Origin of the sequence: Burkholderia sp. 4NA327C6, from assembly GCF_005502655.1 — a bacterium.
In the GTDB taxonomy this organism is placed as follows: Bacteria; Pseudomonadota; Gammaproteobacteria; order Burkholderiales; family Burkholderiaceae; genus Burkholderia; species Burkholderia contaminans.
In genome coordinates this window covers 47,418-64,563 of the sequence record NZ_SCNZ01000021.1, presented here as the reverse complement: position 1 = coordinate 64,563, position 17,146 = coordinate 47,418, and the positions used below count along the sequence as shown (strand labels likewise).

General features: G+C 64.6%; 17 protein-coding genes. 6 read left to right on the top strand and 11 right to left on the bottom strand.

Translation table 11 applies throughout. The annotated features are described in order from the left end of the window. Positions 1-7: 7 nt before the first annotated feature. The 7 genes from gltA to FFS49_RS21585 all read right to left on the bottom strand — a co-directional run bounded on the left by gltA (position 8) and on the right by FFS49_RS21585 (position 5,942). On the bottom strand, positions 8-1,309 hold the full coding sequence (gltA, locus tag FFS49_RS21615) for a citrate synthase (RefSeq protein ID WP_039358262.1): 1,302 nt from the start codon (positions 1,307-1,309) through the stop codon (positions 8-10). 66 nt (positions 1,310-1,375) lie between these two features. After that, on the bottom strand, positions 1,376-1,645 hold the full coding sequence (locus tag FFS49_RS21610; protein ID WP_039358259.1) for a succinate dehydrogenase assembly factor 2: 270 nt from the start codon (positions 1,643-1,645) through the stop codon (positions 1,376-1,378). Positions 1,646-1,652: 7 nt separating this feature from the next. Further along, a complete protein-coding gene (locus FFS49_RS21605) occupies positions 1,653-2,354 on the bottom strand; it encodes a succinate dehydrogenase iron-sulfur subunit (RefSeq protein ID WP_006479352.1) in 702 nt (233 codons plus the stop codon). Between the two features lie 21 nt (positions 2,355-2,375). Beyond that, on the bottom strand, positions 2,376-4,154 hold the full coding sequence (sdhA, locus tag FFS49_RS21600; RefSeq protein WP_039358255.1) for a succinate dehydrogenase flavoprotein subunit: 1,779 nt from the start codon (positions 4,152-4,154) through the stop codon (positions 2,376-2,378). A 3-nt stretch (positions 4,155-4,157) separates the two neighbouring features. Next, entirely contained in the window at positions 4,158-4,526 is a 369-nt protein-coding gene (sdhD, locus tag FFS49_RS21595) for a succinate dehydrogenase, hydrophobic membrane anchor protein (protein WP_011355745.1), read from the bottom strand. A gap of 4 nt (positions 4,527-4,530) precedes the next feature. Then, entirely contained in the window at positions 4,531-4,947 is a 417-nt protein-coding gene (sdhC, locus tag FFS49_RS21590) for a succinate dehydrogenase, cytochrome b556 subunit (protein WP_105818873.1), read from the bottom strand. A gap of 170 nt (positions 4,948-5,117) precedes the next feature. Next, complete coding sequence (locus FFS49_RS21585; RefSeq protein ID WP_039358249.1) at positions 5,118-5,942, bottom strand: GntR family transcriptional regulator; 825 nt, start codon at positions 5,940-5,942, stop codon at positions 5,118-5,120. A gap of 288 nt (positions 5,943-6,230) precedes the next feature. On the opposite strand from FFS49_RS21585, the gene FFS49_RS21580 reads away from it, so the two are divergent. From FFS49_RS21580 to acnA, 5 genes are all read left to right on the top strand, one after another. Beyond that, on the top strand, positions 6,231-7,217 hold the full coding sequence (locus FFS49_RS21580; RefSeq protein WP_006754984.1) for a malate dehydrogenase: 987 nt from the start codon (positions 6,231-6,233) through the stop codon (positions 7,215-7,217). Between the two features lie 184 nt (positions 7,218-7,401). Next, entirely contained in the window at positions 7,402-8,409 is a 1,008-nt protein-coding gene (locus FFS49_RS21575) for an aldolase/citrate lyase family protein (protein WP_071332892.1), read from the top strand. 230 nt (positions 8,410-8,639) lie between these two features. Further along, positions 8,640-9,155, top strand: a complete 516-nt coding sequence (locus FFS49_RS21570; protein ID WP_105818875.1) for a hypothetical protein — start codon at positions 8,640-8,642, stop codon at positions 9,153-9,155. A gap of 22 nt (positions 9,156-9,177) precedes the next feature. Further along, positions 9,178-10,629, top strand: a complete 1,452-nt coding sequence (locus tag FFS49_RS21565; RefSeq protein WP_039358237.1) for a bifunctional 2-methylcitrate dehydratase/aconitate hydratase — start codon at positions 9,178-9,180, stop codon at positions 10,627-10,629. A 52-nt stretch (positions 10,630-10,681) separates the two neighbouring features. Next, positions 10,682-13,399 (top strand): aconitate hydratase AcnA, encoded by a 2,718-nt coding sequence (acnA, locus tag FFS49_RS21560; RefSeq protein WP_039358234.1) that lies wholly within the window; start codon positions 10,682-10,684, stop codon positions 13,397-13,399. A 122-nt stretch (positions 13,400-13,521) separates the two neighbouring features. Here acnA and FFS49_RS21555 read toward each other — a convergent pair whose 3' ends face one another. The 4 genes from FFS49_RS21555 to FFS49_RS21540 all read right to left on the bottom strand — a co-directional run bounded on the left by FFS49_RS21555 (position 13,522) and on the right by FFS49_RS21540 (position 15,185). Continuing rightward, entirely contained in the window at positions 13,522-13,959 is a 438-nt protein-coding gene (locus FFS49_RS21555; protein WP_105818876.1) for a DUF1801 domain-containing protein, read from the bottom strand. After that, positions 13,956-14,387 carry an SRPBCC domain-containing protein gene (locus tag FFS49_RS21550; RefSeq protein ID WP_071332894.1) on the bottom strand — a complete coding sequence of 144 codons (432 nt, stop codon included), beginning with the start codon at positions 14,385-14,387 and terminating at the stop codon, positions 13,956-13,958. The genes FFS49_RS21555 and FFS49_RS21550 overlap by 4 nt, the downstream gene beginning before the upstream one ends. Continuing rightward, positions 14,387-14,710, bottom strand: a complete 324-nt coding sequence (locus tag FFS49_RS21545; protein WP_105818877.1) for a metalloregulator ArsR/SmtB family transcription factor — start codon at positions 14,708-14,710, stop codon at positions 14,387-14,389. The genes FFS49_RS21550 and FFS49_RS21545 overlap by 1 nt, the downstream gene beginning before the upstream one ends. Positions 14,711-14,771: 61 nt before the next feature. Continuing rightward, positions 14,772-15,185 (bottom strand): hypothetical protein, encoded by a 414-nt coding sequence (locus tag FFS49_RS21540; protein WP_137909897.1) that lies wholly within the window; start codon positions 15,183-15,185, stop codon positions 14,772-14,774. Between the two features lie 172 nt (positions 15,186-15,357). Here FFS49_RS21540 and FFS49_RS21530 point away from each other — a divergent pair, with 172 nt between their 5' ends. After that, positions 15,358-17,091, top strand: a complete 1,734-nt coding sequence (locus FFS49_RS21530) for a S53 family peptidase (RefSeq protein WP_105818878.1) — start codon at positions 15,358-15,360, stop codon at positions 17,089-17,091. Positions 17,092-17,146 lie beyond the last annotated feature (55 nt).

The window sequence follows — 17,146 nt, the reverse complement described above, 5'->3', positions numbered from 1 at the left end:
GCACGACTTAACGTGCGTCGAGCGGCTTCGCTTCGCGCGGCGTATCGCCGATGAACAGCTGACGCGGACGGCCGATCTTCTGTTCCGGATCGCCGATCATTTCGTTCCACTGTGCGATCCAGCCGACCGTACGTGCCATCGCGAAGATACACGTGAACATCGACGTCGGGATGCCCAGCGCGCGCTGGACGATGCCCGAGTAGAAGTCGACGTTCGGGTACAGCTTGCGCGACACGAAGTATTCGTCTTCCAGCGCGATCTTCTCGAGCTGCATCGCGAGCTTGAACAGCGGGTCGTCGTGCAGGCCCAGTTCGTTCAGCACTTCGTAGCACGTTTCGCGCATCAGCTTCGCACGCGGGTCGTAGTTCTTGTACACGCGGTGACCGAAGCCCATCAGCTTCACGCCCGAATTCTTGTCCTTCACCTGCTTGATGAATTCGGGGATGTTGTCCGGCGAACCGATCTGCTCGAGCATGTTCAGCGCGGCTTCGTTCGCACCACCGTGCGCCGGGCCCCACAGACAGGCGATACCGGCAGCGATACACGCGAACGGGTTCGCGCCCGACGAGCCGGCCAGACGGACGGTCGACGTCGATGCGTTCTGTTCGTGGTCGGCGTGCAGGATCAGGATACGGTCGAGTGCGCGAACGAGCACGTCGTTGACCTTGTACTCTTCGCACGGGTTCGAGAACATCATGTGCATGAAGTTCGCGCTGTACGACAGCGAGTTCTTCGGATACACGAACGGCTGGCCGATGCTGTACTTGTACGCCATCGCGACGAGCGTCGGCAGCTTCGCGATCATGCGGATCGCCGACACTTCACGGTGACGCGGATCGTTGATGTCGAGCGAATCGTGGTAGAACGCCGACAGCGCGCCGACTGCGGCGACGAGGATCGCCATCGGGTGTGCGTCGCGACGGAAGCCACGGAAGAAGAAGTGCATCTGCTCGTGCACCATCGTGTGCTTCGTGACGGTGTCGACGAACTCCTTCTTTTGCGCTGCGTTCGGCAGCTCGCCCTTCAGCAGCAGGTAGCAGCTTTCGAGGAAATCCGCGTTTTGCGCGAGGTTGTCGATCGGGTAGCCGCGGTACAGCAGCTCGCCCTTGTCGCCGTCGATGTACGTGATCGCCGAATTACAAGCTGCCGTCGACATGAAGCCCGGGTCGTACGTGAACTTGCCGGTCTGGCCGTACAGCTTGCGGATGTCGATCACGTCCGGGCCCATCGTGCCCTTGTAGATCGGCAGTTCGACGCTCGGCGAGTTGTCGCTGAACGATAGCGTGGCTTTAACATCAGACGGAGTCATGGCACATCCTCAATCGAAATAAAGAAACGGGATTCGATAACGGGCACAGCGTGTTACGCGTTGGCGTTACACGTTGCGCAGCATCTCCAACAGCCGGTGAATATCCGGGCTGTCTAGGTCGCCTTCTGGTTCCTTGCGCGCGAGGAGCAAGTCCATCAGGTCGTTGTCGCTCAGATCGAGCAGGCGCGACAACGCGCCTACGTCTGCATCGGTGAGGTCATGCTCGTATCTGCTGAAGAAACGCTCGAAAATGATGTCGTTCTCCAGCAGACCCCGCCGCGCACGCCAGCGGAGGCGTGCGCGACGGTGCGGGTCGGATTGATGCGAATCGCTCATCTCGACCTTAAACAGCGCGGCGAACCATCAGTTCCTTGATCTTGCCGATCGCCTTCGTCGGGTTCAGGCCCTTCGGGCAAACGTCGACGCAGTTCATGATCGTGTGGCAACGGAACAGACGGTACGGGTCTTCCAGGTTGTCGAGACGCTCGCCGGTAGCCGTGTCGCGGCTGTCCGCGATGAAGCGGTAAGCCTGCAGCAGGCCGGCCGGGCCGACGAACTTGTCCGGGTTCCACCAGAAGCTCGGGCACGACGTCGAGCAGCTCGCGCACAGAATGCACTCGTACACGCCGTCGAGCTCGTCGCGCTCTTCCGGCGACTGGAGGCGTTCCTTCTCCGGCGGCGGCGCGTCGTTGATCAGGTACGGCTTGATCGAGTGGTACTGGTTGAAGAAGTGCGTCATGTCGACGATCAGGTCACGCACGACGGGCAGGCCCGGCAGCGGACGCAGCACGATCTTCTGCGGCAGGTCGTTCAGGTTCGTCAGGCACGCGAGACCGTTCTTGCCGTTGATGTTCATCGCGTCTGAACCGCACACGCCTTCACGGCACGAACGGCGGAACGACAGCGTCTCGTCCAGTGCCTTCAGCTTGACCAGCGCGTCGAGCAGCATGCGCTCATGCTGGATCTCGAGCTCGTACGTCTGCATGCGCGGCGCTGCGTCCTTGTCCGGATCGTAGCGGTAGACTTCAAAAATGCGTTTTGCCATTTCGGATTCCTTTGACTCGGCTTAGAACGTGCGCGGCTTCGGCGGCACGGATTCGACCGTCAGCGGCTTCATTTGAACCGGCTTGTAGTCGAGGCGATCGCCTTCGCTGTACCACAGCGTGTGGCGCAGCCAGTTCTCGTCGTCGCGGTGTTCGTAGTCGCTGTGCGCGTGTGCGCCACGGCTTTCCTTGCGTGCTTCCGCCGACACCATCGTTGCGCGAGCAACTTCGATCAGGTTCTCCAGCTCGAGCGCTTCGACGCGCGCGGTGTTGAACACCTTCGACTTGTCCTTCAGGTGGATGTTTTCCACGCGGGCCTTCAGGCCGGCCATCTGGTCGACGCCTTCCTTCAGCAGTTCCGACGTGCGGAACACGCCTGCGTGCTTCTGCATCGTCGAGCGGATGTCGTTCGCGACGTCCTGCGTGTATTCACCCGAGGTCGACTTGTCGAGCTTCGCCAGGCGTGCCAGCGAGAATTCGCCTGCATCGGCCGGCAGCGGCTTGTGTTCCTTCTGGTTCTTCACGTGCTCGACGATGTGGTTGCCGGCCGCACGGCCGAACACCACGAGGTCTAGCAGCGAGTTCGTGCCAAGGCGGTTCGCGCCGTGCACGGACACGCACGAGCATTCGCCCACTGCGTAGAAACCGTTGACCGGATCCTTGTGACCGCCGCGCGTCGTGCCGACGACCTGACCGTGGATGTTGGTCGGGATGCCGCCCATCTGGTAGTGGATCGTCGGGACGACCGGGATCGGCTCCTTGATCGCGTCGACGTTCGCGAACTTCAGCGCGATTTCGCGGATCGACGGCAGACGCTTCATGATCGTCTCGGCGCCGATGTGCGACAGGTCGAGCAGCACGTGATCCTTGTTCGGACCCACGCCGCGGCCTTCCTTGATTTCCTGGTCCATCGAACGCGACACGAAGTCACGCGGCGCCAGATCCTTCAGCGTCGGTGCATAGCGCTCCATGAAGCGCTCGCCGTTCGCGTTGCGCAGGATACCGCCTTCGCCGCGCACGCCTTCGGTGATCAGCACGCCCGCGCCGGCCACGCCGGTCGGGTGGAACTGCCAGAACTCCATGTCCTGCAGCGCGATGCCCGAACGCGCAGCCATGCCGAGGCCGTCGCCGGTGTTGATGAACGCGTTGGTCGATGCTGCGAAGATCCGGCCTGCGCCGCCCGTCGCGAACAGCGTCGTCTTGCCTTCCATGATGTAGACGTCACCCGTCTCCATCTCGAGGGCCGTCACGCCGAGCACGTCGCCTTCCGCGTCGCGGATCAGGTCGAGCGCCATCCATTCGACGAAGAACTGCGTCTTCGCTTCGACGTTCTGCTGGTACAGCGTGTGCAGCAGCGCATGACCGGTACGGTCGGCGGCCGCGCAGGCGCGCTGGACCGGCTTCTCGCCGTAGTTCGCGGTGTGGCCGCCGAACGGGCGCTGGTAGATCGTGCCGTCCGCGTTACGGTCGAACGGCATGCCGAAGTGCTCGAGTTCGTACACGACGTTCGGCGCTTCGCGGCACATGAACTCGATCGCGTCCTGGTCGCCGAGCCAGTCGGAACCCTTGATCGTGTCGTAGAAGTGGTAGTGCCAGTTGTCTTCGCTCATGTTGCCGAGCGACGCGCCGATACCGCCCTGCGCGGCCACCGTGTGCGAACGGGTCGGGAACACCTTCGACAGCACGCCGACCGACAGGCCCGCGCGCGACAGTTGCAGCGCCGCGCGCAAGCCGGAGCCGCCTGCGCCGACGATCACGACGTCAAACTTGCGGCGCGGGAGGGAAGTTTTGATTGCAGCCATTCTTTACACTCTCCAGAGAATCTGCGCGGCGTAGCCCGCACATGCGAGCAGCCAGACGATGGTCAGCGATTGCAGCAGCAGGCGCACACCGACGGGCTTCACGTAGTCCATCCAGATGTCGCGCACGCCGACCCATGCGTGGTAGAAGAGGGAAAGCAGCATCACGAAGGTCGCGAGCTTCATCCATTGCGCGGCGAAGATCGATGCCCAGCCTTCGTACGAAAAATCGTGCGCGCCGAAGAACAGGACGAGCAGAATGACCGTGTAGACCGCCATGATCGTGGCGGTGATGCGCTGCGCAAGCCAGTCGCGCAGGCCGTAATGAGCGCCGACGACGAGGCGCTTCGAGCCGATTCGGTTATTGGCTGCCATTTTCTTAGAATGCTCCGAACAGTTTGAGTGCCATGGCGATCGTCAGCGCGATCGAGACGACAAAGGCGACGGCTGCCGTCCGCTTGCCGCCTTCCTTCGTGACGGCGTCATGGTTGACGTCCATCAGCAGGTGGCGAATGCCGGCGCAGAAATGGTGGAAGAAGGCCCACGACAGTGCGAGGACGATCAGCTTGACGATGATGTTGGAGAGGAAAGCCTTGAAGACTTCGAAGCTGAGCTCGGACGTGAGGCTCTGGTCGAAGAGGAACAGCAGGAACGGCAGGAACAAGAACAGCAGCGCACCGCTGACTCGGTGGAGAATCGACAAAGTCGCTGCCAGCGGCATGCGATATTTCATCGTGATATCGGCGAGTCCGATGTTCCGGTATTCCGGCCTCGGCTTTCTTACTGCATCAGTCATGCTAGACCCCTACTATGTTGTCACACTAATCCGCGATTTTAGCGCCTTTTTATATCGCGCTGCAGCGAAAGTCTGCTCTGGATAGTTGCGCGAACAAGAACAAAGGCGGCCCGAAACGTGCTTCGCGAACGTGGGGAACGCGAACGCACTCGGCTTGAGCCGATACACCGTCAGCTCAAGTCATTCTGATAGTAGTACCCGGTTGTGACATACCAGCCGCGACGCACTTCCACCGGACGGTCTCCATAGGTATAGGACACGCGCTCGACCGACAGCAAAGGGAAACCGGCCGGCACGTGCAGCAGGTCGGCCACCGCCGGCTCCGCCGCCACCGCGCGGATCTTTTCCGTCGCGCGGATCATCCGCGTGCCGAACTCCGTCTCGAACATCGCGTAGAGCGGCCCCTTGTACTCGCTCAGCCGCTCGAACGTGAGCCCGCGGAACATCGCGCCCGGCAGCCAGATCTCGTCGAGCACCGTCACTTCGTTCTCGAACTCCAGCAGGCGGCGCACCTGCACGACGGGATCGGCCGGTTTCAGGTCGAGCTGCCGCGCGATCTCGGCCGGCGCGCGCAGGCGGCGGCACTCGAGCAGGCGGCTCACGTGCGGATGCTCGGCACCGTCGTCGGCCAGCAGCCGCAGGAAGCGGAACTGCGCGCGATCTTCATTGTGCGTTGCAACAAAAGTGCCCTTGCCCTGCCGCCGGACCACGAGGTTTTCGGCGGCCAGCTCGTCGATCGCCTTGCGGACGGTGCCCTGGCTGACCTTGTAACGGGCCGCGAGCTCCACCTCGCTCGGGATGATCTCGCCCGGCTTCCACTCACCGGTTTCGAGACTTTGCGTGATCAATGACTTAATCTGCTGGTATAACGGGCTGAACGTCGGCGACGGAGCAGCCGCAGGCGAGGGTGCGGGATCGCTCGCGCCCGGCTGCCCTGGGCCGCCTGCGCCGGTCTGATTCGCGGTATTCGCCTGGTTCGATGTCATGGCGCGCATTTCATCACAAACCGCACTTTTAAGTCCACTCAATTTCCGCAAAACATCTGTCTTATATAAGACATATGATACCGTTTGACTTTGAGCCGGACGGCTCCTACACTCCGGGTCGAGCAAGGGTTCGCGGGTGCAAAAGCGCGTCCCCGGCTACGTGCCACGGCCGTCTCCAGGTTCACCGCGTCTGCCATCGCGAGTCCTCCGCCCTGCTTCAATGCAACACTCAGCACAACGCGCATAAAATGGCGTTTTCGCGAGTGTCCAACGCTTCACCCGTCCTGGAGATTTTCAATGGCTAAGCCCGCAAAGCGCGTTGCCGTCACCGGCGCCGCAGGTCAAATCGCTTACTCCCTGCTGTTCCGCATCGCGAACGGCGACCTGCTCGGCAAGGACCAGCCGGTCATCCTGCAACTGCTCGACCTCCCGCAAGCCCAAGCCGCCGTCAAAGGCGTCGTGATGGAACTCGACGATTGCGCGTTCCCGCTGCTCGCGGGCGTCGTGATCACCGACGATCCGAAGGTCGCATTCAAGGATGCCGACGTCGCACTGCTGGTCGGCGCACGTCCGCGCTCGAAGGGCATGGAGCGCAAGGACCTGCTGTCGGCAAACGCAGAAATCTTCACGGTCCAGGGCGCTGCGCTGAACGAAGTCGCGAGCCGCGACGTGAAGGTGCTGGTCGTCGGCAACCCGGCGAACACGAACGCCTACATCGCGATGAAGTCGGCACCGGATCTGCCGAAGAAGAACTTCACGGCCATGCTGCGCCTCGACCACAACCGCGCGCTGTCGCAACTCGCGGCGAAGTCGGGCAAGCCGGTCGCATCGATCGAGAAGCTCGCCGTGTGGGGCAACCACTCGCCGACGATGTACCCCGACTTCCGCTTCGCGACCGCCGAAGGCGAATCGCTGCTGAAGCTGATCAACGACGACGTGTGGAACCGCGACACGTTCATCCCGACCGTCGGCAAGCGCGGCGCGGCGATCATCGAAGCGCGCGGCCTGTCGTCGGCAGCGTCGGCCGCGAACGCAGCGATCGACCACGTGCGTGACTGGGTCCTCGGCACGAACGGCAAGTGGGTCACGATGGGCATCCCGTCGGACGGCTCGTACGGCATCCCCGAAGACATCATCTACGGCGTGCCGGTCGTTTGCGAAAACGGCGAATACAAGCGCGTCGAAGGCCTGGAAATCGACGCGTTCTCGCGCGAGAAGATGGACGGTACGCTGGCCGAGCTGCTCGAAGAGCGCGATGGCGTCGCCCACCTGCTGAAGAACTAAGCATTACGCACCTCGCCGGGCGGCCCTCGGGCAGCCCGGTTTCGGCCCGGGCCGGCATGCCGCCGGCCCGGCCGACCGATCCGATCCGCGCTCGTTTTGCCGCCCCGCGCCCGCCGCGCACGGGCCCAGAACGCGCCCGAATCCGATTTTCTCCACGTTGACCCGCTTCCCTGACGTAGACGAGATGGCCGCGCTCACTCCCGCACAAGTGCTGTACGACGGGGCGTCCCCGCCCGCGATCCTGCCCTGCTGCGATCACTACGCGGGCAGCGAAAAGCTGATGCGCAAGTCACTCGCGCTGCAGGCCGAGCTGGGCCCCGTGTTCGACATCACGCTCGACTGCGAAGACGGCGCCGCCGTCGGCCAGGAAGCCGCGCACGCGGCACTCGTCACCGAACTGCTCGGCAGCGACGAGAACCGCTTCGGCCGTGTCGGCGTCCGCATCCACGATTTTTCCCATCCGCACTGGCGCGACGACGTGCGCATCGTGCTGCGCGCATCGCGTGCCCCCGCCTACATCACGCTCCCGAAGATCGCGAGCGCCGCCGATGCCGCCGAAATGACCGCGTTCATCGAAGGCACGCGCCGCGAGCTCGGCATCGCGCAGCCGATTCCCGTCGACGTACTCGTCGAGACGCACGGCGCGCTCGCGCAGGCGGCCGCCCTCGCCGCGCTGCCGACGGTCGGCACGCTGAGCTTCGGGCTGATGGATTTCGTCTCCGCGCACCATGGCGCGATTCCCGATTCCGCGATGCGCTCGCCCGGCCAGTTCGAGCATCCGCTCGTGCGCCGCGCGAAGCTGGAAATCGCCGCGGCCTGCCACGCGCACGGCAAGACACCGTCGCACAACGTGACGACCGAGGTGCGCGACATGGGCGTCGTCGCCGGCGATGCACGCCGCGCGCGCGACGAATTCGCGTTCACGCGGATGTGGAGCATCCACCCCGCGCAGATCCGCCCGATCGTCGACGCATTCGCGCCGCGCACCGACGAGGTCGCGCTGGCCGCCGAGATCCTGCTGGCCGCGCAGGCCGCCGACTGGGGCCCGACACGCCATGGTGATACGCTGCACGATCGCGCGAGTTACCGCTATTACTGGTCGGTGCTGCGCCGCGCACGGGCCACCGGCCAGCCCGTGCCGGCCGAGGCCGCGCCGCTGTTCGGCCCCGCCGCCGAGGGCAGCGTGCCGTAAGCGCGCGCCGCCGGCCGATACACGAGTTTCATGCATTCGACGACGCGCGAACCGGATAGAGGTTTGCGAAACGACAAAAAACGTAACGGAGCCCGAAAACCTGATATACACGCGGCCAAATAGGTGAAAATAGCGGCCGCTGCGCGCTTTCGGGGCGCGTGCAGTTTCAAACCGGCCGGCAGTTTCGATTGCCGGCCCTTGTCAACTGATTATCGAAAGGTTCTGACTCCATGAAGAAACTCCTGATCGCTACCGCTATCGGCGCCTTGTCCGCCACGATGCTGGTGTCGGCTCCGAGCGCGTTCGCCCAGGGTACGGCCACCACGACCGCGAAGAAGGCAGCGGCCAAGCGCCCGGCGCCGGCCAAGCGCATCATCCCGCGCAGCAAGAAGGCGCAGGCACGCGCAGCAGCCAAGGTCGATCCGGTACCGGACGGCGCGGTCAAGTGGTCCTGCAAGGAAGGCCTGTCGTTCGACCTCGTCGGTGACATGAAGCGCGACCAGGTCGTCACGGTTCACTGGGCGAAGAAGAACTACAAGCTGCCGCGTCAGGCCACGACGACGGGTGCCGACACGTTCTACGATCCGGCAGCAGGCTTCAAGCTCGTCGTGATCCCGACCAAGGCGATGCTGTTCTCCGACGCGAACGGCGGCGAACGCCTCGCGGACGAATGCGTGACGCCGGAAATGGCGCAAGGCACGCCGGCACCGACGCAGTCGAACGAGCTGAAGCCGGCAACGAACTAAGCGCGTTCCCATCGGCCCCTCGATGTCCGCCCCGGTCTCCAACGTCCGCCCTGCTCCGGATACGGTACTCGTCGATATCGTCGACTACGTGCTGAATGCCGGCATCGACAGCGCGCTCGCGCTGGAGACGGCGCGTCATTGCCTGATCGACACGCTCGGATGCGGACTCGAGGCGCTGTCCTACCCTGCCTGCACCAAGCTGCTCGGCCCCGTCGTGCCCGGCACGATCGTGCCGAACGGCGCGAAGGTGCCCGGCACGTCCTTCCAGCTCGATCCCGTCCAGGCCGCCTTCGGCATCGGCGCGATGATCCGCTGGCTGGACTTCAACGACACCTGGCTCGCCGCCGAATGGGGTCATCCGTCCGACAATCTCGGCGGGATCCTGGCGACGGCCGACTGGCTCTCCCGCACGGCCCGCGCGGCCGGCCGGAAGCCGCTCACGGTGCGCGACGTGCTGGTCGCGATGATCCAGGCCCACGAGATCCAGGGCTGCCTCGCGCTCGAGAATTCGTTCAATGCGGTCGGGCTCGACCACGTGCTGCTCGTGAAGGTCGCGTCTACCGCCGTCGTCGGCCGGCTGCTCGGGCTCACGCGCGACGAGCTGGTCAACGCGGTATCCAACGCGTTCATCGACGGTCACGCGCTGCGCACCTACCGCCACGCGCCGAACACGGGCTCGCGCAAGTCATGGGCGGCCGGCGACGCCACGTCCCGCGCGGTGCGCCTCGCGCTGATCGCGAAAACGGGTGAAATGGGCTACCCGTCGGCGCTCACGGCCAGGACCTGGGGCTTCTACGACGTGCTGTTCGACGGCAAGCCGTTCCGCTTCCAGCGCCCGTACGGCACGTACGTGATGGAAAACGTGCTGTTCAAGATCGCGTTCCCCGCGGAATTTCACGCGCAAACGGCCGCCGAGGCCGCGCTGCAGCTGCACGCGCAGCTCGCCGCCGCGGGCCGCACGACGGACGACATCAGCCGGATCACGATCCGCACGCACGCGGCCGCGATCCGCATCATCGACAAGCAGGGCCCGCTCGCCAATCCGGCCGACCGCGACCACTGCATCCAGTACATGGTCGCCGTGCCGCTGCTGTTCGGCCGGCTGACCGCGGCCGACTACGAAGATTCGGCCGCCGCCGATCCCCGCATCGACGCGTTGCGCGCGAAAACCGTGTGCGTCGAGGATCCGCAGTTCACGAAGGATTATCACGACCCGGACAAGCGATCGATCGCGAATGCGCTGACGATCGAGTTCACGGACGGGTCGAAGCTTGCCGAGGTGGCGGTCGAATACCCGCTCGGCCATCGGCGGCGCCGGACGGAAGGCGTCCCGCTCCTGGTCGAGAAGTTCAGGACCAACCTTGCCCGCCGCTTTCCGGCCAAGCAGCAACAAGCGATTCTCGACGTGTCGCTGGACCAGGCAAAGCTCGAAGCGATGCCGGTCGATGAGTACGTCGACTTGTATGTGATATAGCCGTCATCTACAGGACACGTAGTTTCCTAGCCTTAAACCCAGGAAAATCACCATGGCCCACAATCTCCACAAGACCCTCAAGGAATTCGACAGCGGTTCCGGCAAAGGCAAGTTCTACTCGCTGCCGCAGCTCGGCAAGGAACTGAAGACGAAGATCGAACGCCTGCCGGTGTCGATCCGTATCGTCCTCGAGTCCGTGCTGCGCAACTACGACGGCAAGAAGATCACCGAAGAGCACATCCAGCAGCTCGCGAACTGGAAGCCGAACGACAAGCGCGTCGACGAGATTCCGTTCGTCGTGTCGCGCGTCGTGCTGCAGGACTTCACGGGCGTGCCGCTGCTCGCCGACATCGCGGCCATGCGCGGCGTCGCCGAGCGCACGGGCAAGAACCCGAAGAAGATCGAGCCGCTGGTCCCGGTCGATCTCGTCGTCGACCACTCGGTGCAGATCGACTACTTCCGCCAGAAGGACGCGCTCGACCTGAACATGAAACTGGAATTCCAGCGCAACAACGAGCGCTACCAGTTCATGAAGTGGGGCATGCAGGCGTTCGACACGTTCAAGGTCGTGCCGCCGGGCGTGGGCATCGTCCACCAGGTGAACCTGGAATACCTCGCGCGCGGCGTCCACAAGAAGGCGGACGGCGGCGACACCGTGTACTACCCGGACACCCTCGTCGGCACGGACAGCCACACGACGATGATCAACGGCATCGGCGTGGTCGGCTGGGGCGTGGGCGGCATCGAGGCTGAAGCCGGCATGCTCGGCCAGCCGGTGTACTTCCTGACGCCGGACGTCGTCGGTGTCGAGCTGAAGGGCAAGCTGCGCGAAGGCGTGACGGCCACCGACCTGGTGCTGACGATCACCGAAATGCTGCGCAAGGAGAAGGTCGTCGGCAAGTTCGTCGAATTCTTCGGCGAAGGCACGAAGTCGCTGTCGCTGCCGGACCGCGCGACGATCGGCAACATGGCGCCGGAATACGGCGCGACGATGGGCTTCTTCCCGGTCGACGAAAAGACGATCGAGTACTTCGAAGGCACGGGCCGCACGAAGGCCGAAATCGCCGCGTTCGAAAACTACTTCAAGGCGCAGAAGCTGTTCGGCATCCCGAAGGCCGGCGACATCGACTACACGAAGGTCGTCACGCTGGATCTGACGACGGTCGCGCCGTCGCTGGCCGGCCCGAAGCGCCCGCAGGACCGCATCGAGATCGGCCACGTCAAGTCGACGTTCACCGACCTGTTCTCGAAGCCGGTCGCGGAAAACGGCTTCGCGAAGAAGGCGGAAGACCTCGGCGCGCAATACACGACGAGCAACGGCGTCGACGTGAAGAACGGCGACATCCTGATCGCCGCGATCACGTCGTGCACGAACACGTCGAACCCGAGCGTGCTGCTGGCCGCCGGCCTGCTCGCGAAGAAGGCGGTCGAGGCCGGCCTCACGGTCGATCCGAAGATCAAGACCTCGCTCGCGCCGGGATCGCGCATCGTCACCGAGTACCTGACGAAGACGGGCTTGCTGCCCTACCTGTCGAAGCTCGGTTTCGAAGTCGCGGCCTACGGCTGCACGACCTGTATCGGCAACGCGGGCGACCTGACGCCGGAGCTGAACGAAGCGATCACGAAGAACGACATCGTCGCGGCGGCCGTGCTGTCGGGCAACCGTAACTTCGAAGCACGTATCCACCCGAACATCCGCGCGAACTTCCTCGCGTCGCCGCCGCTGGTCGTCGCCTACGCGATCGCCGGCAACATCACGCGCGACCTGATGACCGAGCCGGTCGGCAAGGGCAAGGGCGGCCGCGACATCTACCTCGGCGACATCTGGCCGACGAGCGAAGAAATCCACGCGCTGCTCAAGTTCGCGCTCGACCCGAAGAAGTTCGAGGACAACTACTCGAAGCTGACCAAGAAGGGCGACCTCTGGAGCAAGATCGAGGGCGAATCGGGCCAGGTCTACGACTGGCCGAAGTCGACGTACATCGCCGAGCCGCCGTTCTTCGGCAACGACTTCTCGATGGAACCGGCTGCATCGATCCCGACGGTCAAGGGCGCGCGCGCACTCGGCATCTTCGGTGACTCGGTCACGACCGACCACATCAGCCCGGCAGGCTCGATCAAGGAAGACTCGCCGGCAGGCAAGTGGCTGAAGGAAAACGGCGTGCAGAAGGCCGACTTCAACAGCTACGGCTCGCGCCGCGGCAACCACGACGTGATGATGCGCGGCACGTTCGCGAACGTCCGGATCAAGAACCTGATGATCCCGGCGAAGGCAGACGGCACGCGCGTCGAAGGCGGCCTGACGATCCACCAGCCGAGCGGCGAACAGCAGTCGATCTACGACGCGGCGATGCAGTACGTCGCAGCCGACACGCCGACCGTCGTGTTCGCGGGCGAAGAGTACGGCACGGGCTCGTCGCGCGACTGGGCCGCGAAGGGCACGCAACTGCTCGGCGTGAAGGCCGTGATCGCACGCAGCTTCGAGCGCATCCACCGCTCGAACCTGGTCGGCATGGGCGTGCTGCCGCTGCAGTTCAAGGGCTCGGACAGCGTCCAGTCGCTCGGCATCACCGGTGAAGAAACGTACGACATCGAAGGCCTCGGCGACGACTTCAAGCCGCAGCAGGACGTCACGCTCGTGATCCACCGCAAGAACGGCGAATCGCAGCGCGTGCAGGTGCTGCTGCGCATCGATACGCCGATCGAAGTCGACTACTACAAGCACGGCGGGATCCTGCCGTTCGTGCTGCGCTCGCTGCTCGCAGCGTAAGCGCCCTGCACCTTGCAGGTGCCGCAGCCGCCTCGCGGGCGGTTGCGGCCGATTTGGATGCCCGACCTCGTGTCGGGCATTTTTTTGCCTGCGCTACGCTGCGTGACCGGTCATGCGGAGCGTCATGCCGCCTTGCCGGCCCGCGCCTTCGTGCCTGGGCCCGCTCGCCGCGCGTTCTTCTTCAGATGCGTGCGGTTGTATTCGATCGCCGCGCGCACGAGGTTCTTCAACGCCCGCTTGTCGATCCGGTCGCCTTCGAAAAAATCGATCGCGCGTCGCGCATTGCCGTCGAGGCCGTCGTTGAACAGCTTGTCGGGATCAGGGAGCTGCGCGCCGTGCATGAAGGTCAGCTTCACCTTGCCCTTGTGCGCGTTCGCGACCGCGATCATCCCGTCGCATTCCCACACGGGGCTGCCCATCCATTTCCATTCCTCGACGATGCCGTCGTCGGACGCGAGGATCGTCTGGCGCAGATCGGCAAAGGTCCTGCCGCGCCAGTCGGCGATGCCGGCAATCAGCGCGTCGATGCGCGCCGACGGCGTGAGGTCCGTTGTGCTCATGCGCGGGCCTCCGTGCCTTCGTCCGGGCGCGCCAGCACCTGTTCGAGCGACTCGAAGAACCGGACCCAGCCATGCTGCGCGCCGCGGTACGCCTGTTCCTGATCCGCGCGGAAACCGACCTGCTCCATGCGCAGGTGCGTACCGGCCGCCGTCGGCGTGAGCGTCCACGTGACGACGCTTTCGAGGCCGTACGCGGCCCACGTGTAGGACAGCGTGCGCGGCGGTTCGATCGCCAGCACCGTGCAGTCGACCGAGCCCCAGTCCGCGCGGAAGCTGAAGGCGCGGCCCGCGACGGGCTCGAAGTCGCTCTTCATCAGCCATGCCTCGATCAGGTGCGGCTGCGTGAGCGCGCGCCAGATCTTCTCCGGCGGATGAGGCAGCTCCCGTTCGACGACGACGGAGCGCGTTTCGGTAGTGGCCTGGTTCATTACTGGTCCATCCTTTTCAGAAGATCGTCGAGGGCATCGAACCGGTTCTGCCAGAAGCCGGCCATCTGGCTCGTCCAGTCGATCAACGGGGCCAGCGCTTGAGGCTGCGCGCTGTAGTGCGTCTGCCGGCCTTCGTGACGGTCATTCACGAGCCCGGCCTGCTTCAGTACACCGAGGTGCTTCGACACGGCCGGCTGCGAGACGCCCGCATGGGCCGTCAGCGCGGCTACCGTCAGCTCGCCCTCCTCGCACAGCCGCTCGAAAAGCGCGCGGCGCGTCGGATCGGCAAGCGTCCGGAAAAGCATGTCGTGAGCGTTCTGCATATCGTCCAAGATTCATAACCCGATGGTTATGGATCGAAGCATATCCGCTGATCGACACGCGTCAAGGCGGAATTTCGCGAACGACGCCGCGCGAACTTGCGCGGCCGGCTGTCCGCCTCGCCGGGGTGTCCATGCCCCCGAATTCGAGCCTTTCCTCTAATCCGCAAATGCCGCATGCGATCCGAAAGACACCCGCAAGACTGCCGGAAGCACCGTTCCACAGTTCGGGAAACGTTTGCGATCGACCGCCCCCTTTCTTGTGCACATACGTATCCGTTCCTGCCGGGTCGCTGCGTTTGACCACATAGTGCGACGTGGCACGCAACAACGACTGGTCGCGCGCGATGCGCTCACGCGGCGATCCGCTCCGTGATCGCGCACGTTTCGATGCCGCGACGAGCAACTCGTGCGTGCGAACGTCGCGCGTGGCCGCGCTGTCGTGCCGCGAACCGGTTCCGTTCGCTGTGCTCACCATCGCACGCGCTTCCGGCAACCCGCCTGCATCCGCACGCGCCGATGTCAGAACTGACAGCTGTGGAAAATGGCAGCTACCCGAACGACACCGACGCCCTACGCTCGTCACCGCTCGCGGCCCCACAAGGGCCGGGGGTTCCAGTAACGTCGCCTCTCCTAAAAAAGGACTCCCGATGAAAAGGAACACCTGGTTTGCCCTTCCCCTTCCGTCGCCCCGCCGCCTCGCGTGCGTGGCACCGTTCGTGTTCGCCGCCGCCGCGGCGCATGCGACGACGGATTGGGTCGATACGCATACGAAGGCCTTTCTGACCGGCCCGCAGTTGATGGCGCGCAGTGCGGCGCCGTCGCTCGAACTGGCAGGCGGTGAAACGACCAACGTCGTCGTCAGCCTGAAGCTGCGCAACGCCGCGCAGCTCAAGCAACTGGCGCGCGACGTGAACCGGCCCGGCAGCGCGCATTACCGCCAGTACCTCACGCACGAGCAGTTCCTCGCCAACTACGCGCCGACCGATGCACAGGTCAAGTCGGTCGTCGACTATCTGCGCAAGAGCGGCTTCGTGAACGTCGAGGTTGCGCCGAACCGCCTGCTGGTTTCCGCCAGCGGCACGGCCGCGACCGTGAAGACCGCGTTCAACACGTCGCTCGTGCACTTCGACTACGCGGGTCACTCCGGCTTCGCGAACACGTCGACTGCGCAGGTGCCGCGCGCGCTCGGCGACGTCGTCGGCTCGGTGCTCGGGCTGCAGAGCGTCGCCCACGCGCGGCCGCTGCTGCACATCGGCAATGTGTCGAAGCCGCAAGCGCTCGCGGCCGGCACGGCGACCGGCCACTATCCGAAGGAATTCCCGGGCCTCTACAACGCGACCGGCGTGCCGACCGCGGCCGGCGTGACCGTCGGCATCATCACGATCGGCGGCGTGTCGCAGACGCTGCAGGACCTGAAGCAGTTCACGTCGAGCAACGGTTACGGCGCCGTCACGACGCAGACCATCAAGACCAACGGCTCGGGCGGCAGCTACACCGACGACCAGGACGGCCAGGGCGAGTGGGACCTCGACAGCCAGTCGATCGTCGGCTCGGCCGGCGGCCAGGTCGGCAAGCTCGTGTTCTACATGGCCGACCTCAATGCGAGCGGCAACACGGGCCTCACGCAGGCGTTCAACCGCGCCGTGTCGGACAACACCGCGAAGGTGATCAACGTGTCGCTCGGCTGGTGCGAGACCGATGCGAACGCGGACGGCACGATCGACGCCGAGGAGCAGATCTTCACGACCGCTGCGGCGCAAGGCCAGACGTTCTCCGTTTCGTCGGGCGACGAAGGCGTGTACGAGTGCAACAACCGCGGCTATCCGGACGGCTCGAACTACACGGTATCGTGGCCGGCATCGTCGCCGCACGTGCTCGCGATCGGCGGCACGACGCTCTACACGACGTCGTCGGGCGCGTTCTCGAACGAGACGGTGTGGAACGAAGGGCTCGACGGCAACGGCAAGCTGTGGGCGACGGGCGGCGGCGTCAGCACGATCCTGCCCGCGCCGTCGTGGCAGTCGGGCAGCAACCGCCAGTTGCCGGACGTCGCGTTCGACGCCGCGCAAAGCACCGGCGCATACATCTACAACTACGGCCAGTTGCAGCAGATCGGCGGCACGAGCCTTGCCGCGCCGATCTTCACGGGTTTCTGGGCGCGCCTGCTCGCGGCGAACGGCACGGGCCTCGGTTTCCCGGCCGGCAAGTTCTACGCCGACATTCCGTCGAACCCGTCGCTCGTGCGCTACGACGTGGTGTCGGGCAACAACGGCTATCAGGGGTATGGCTACAACGCAGGCACCGGCTGGGATTACACGACCGGCTTCGGCAGCCTGAACATCGCGAACCTCAACCAGCTGATCAAGTCGGGCGGGTTCTGAGCGAAGCGTGAAGGCCGGCGCGCGGCGGTGGTTGCCGCGCGCCGGCTTGTCTCTC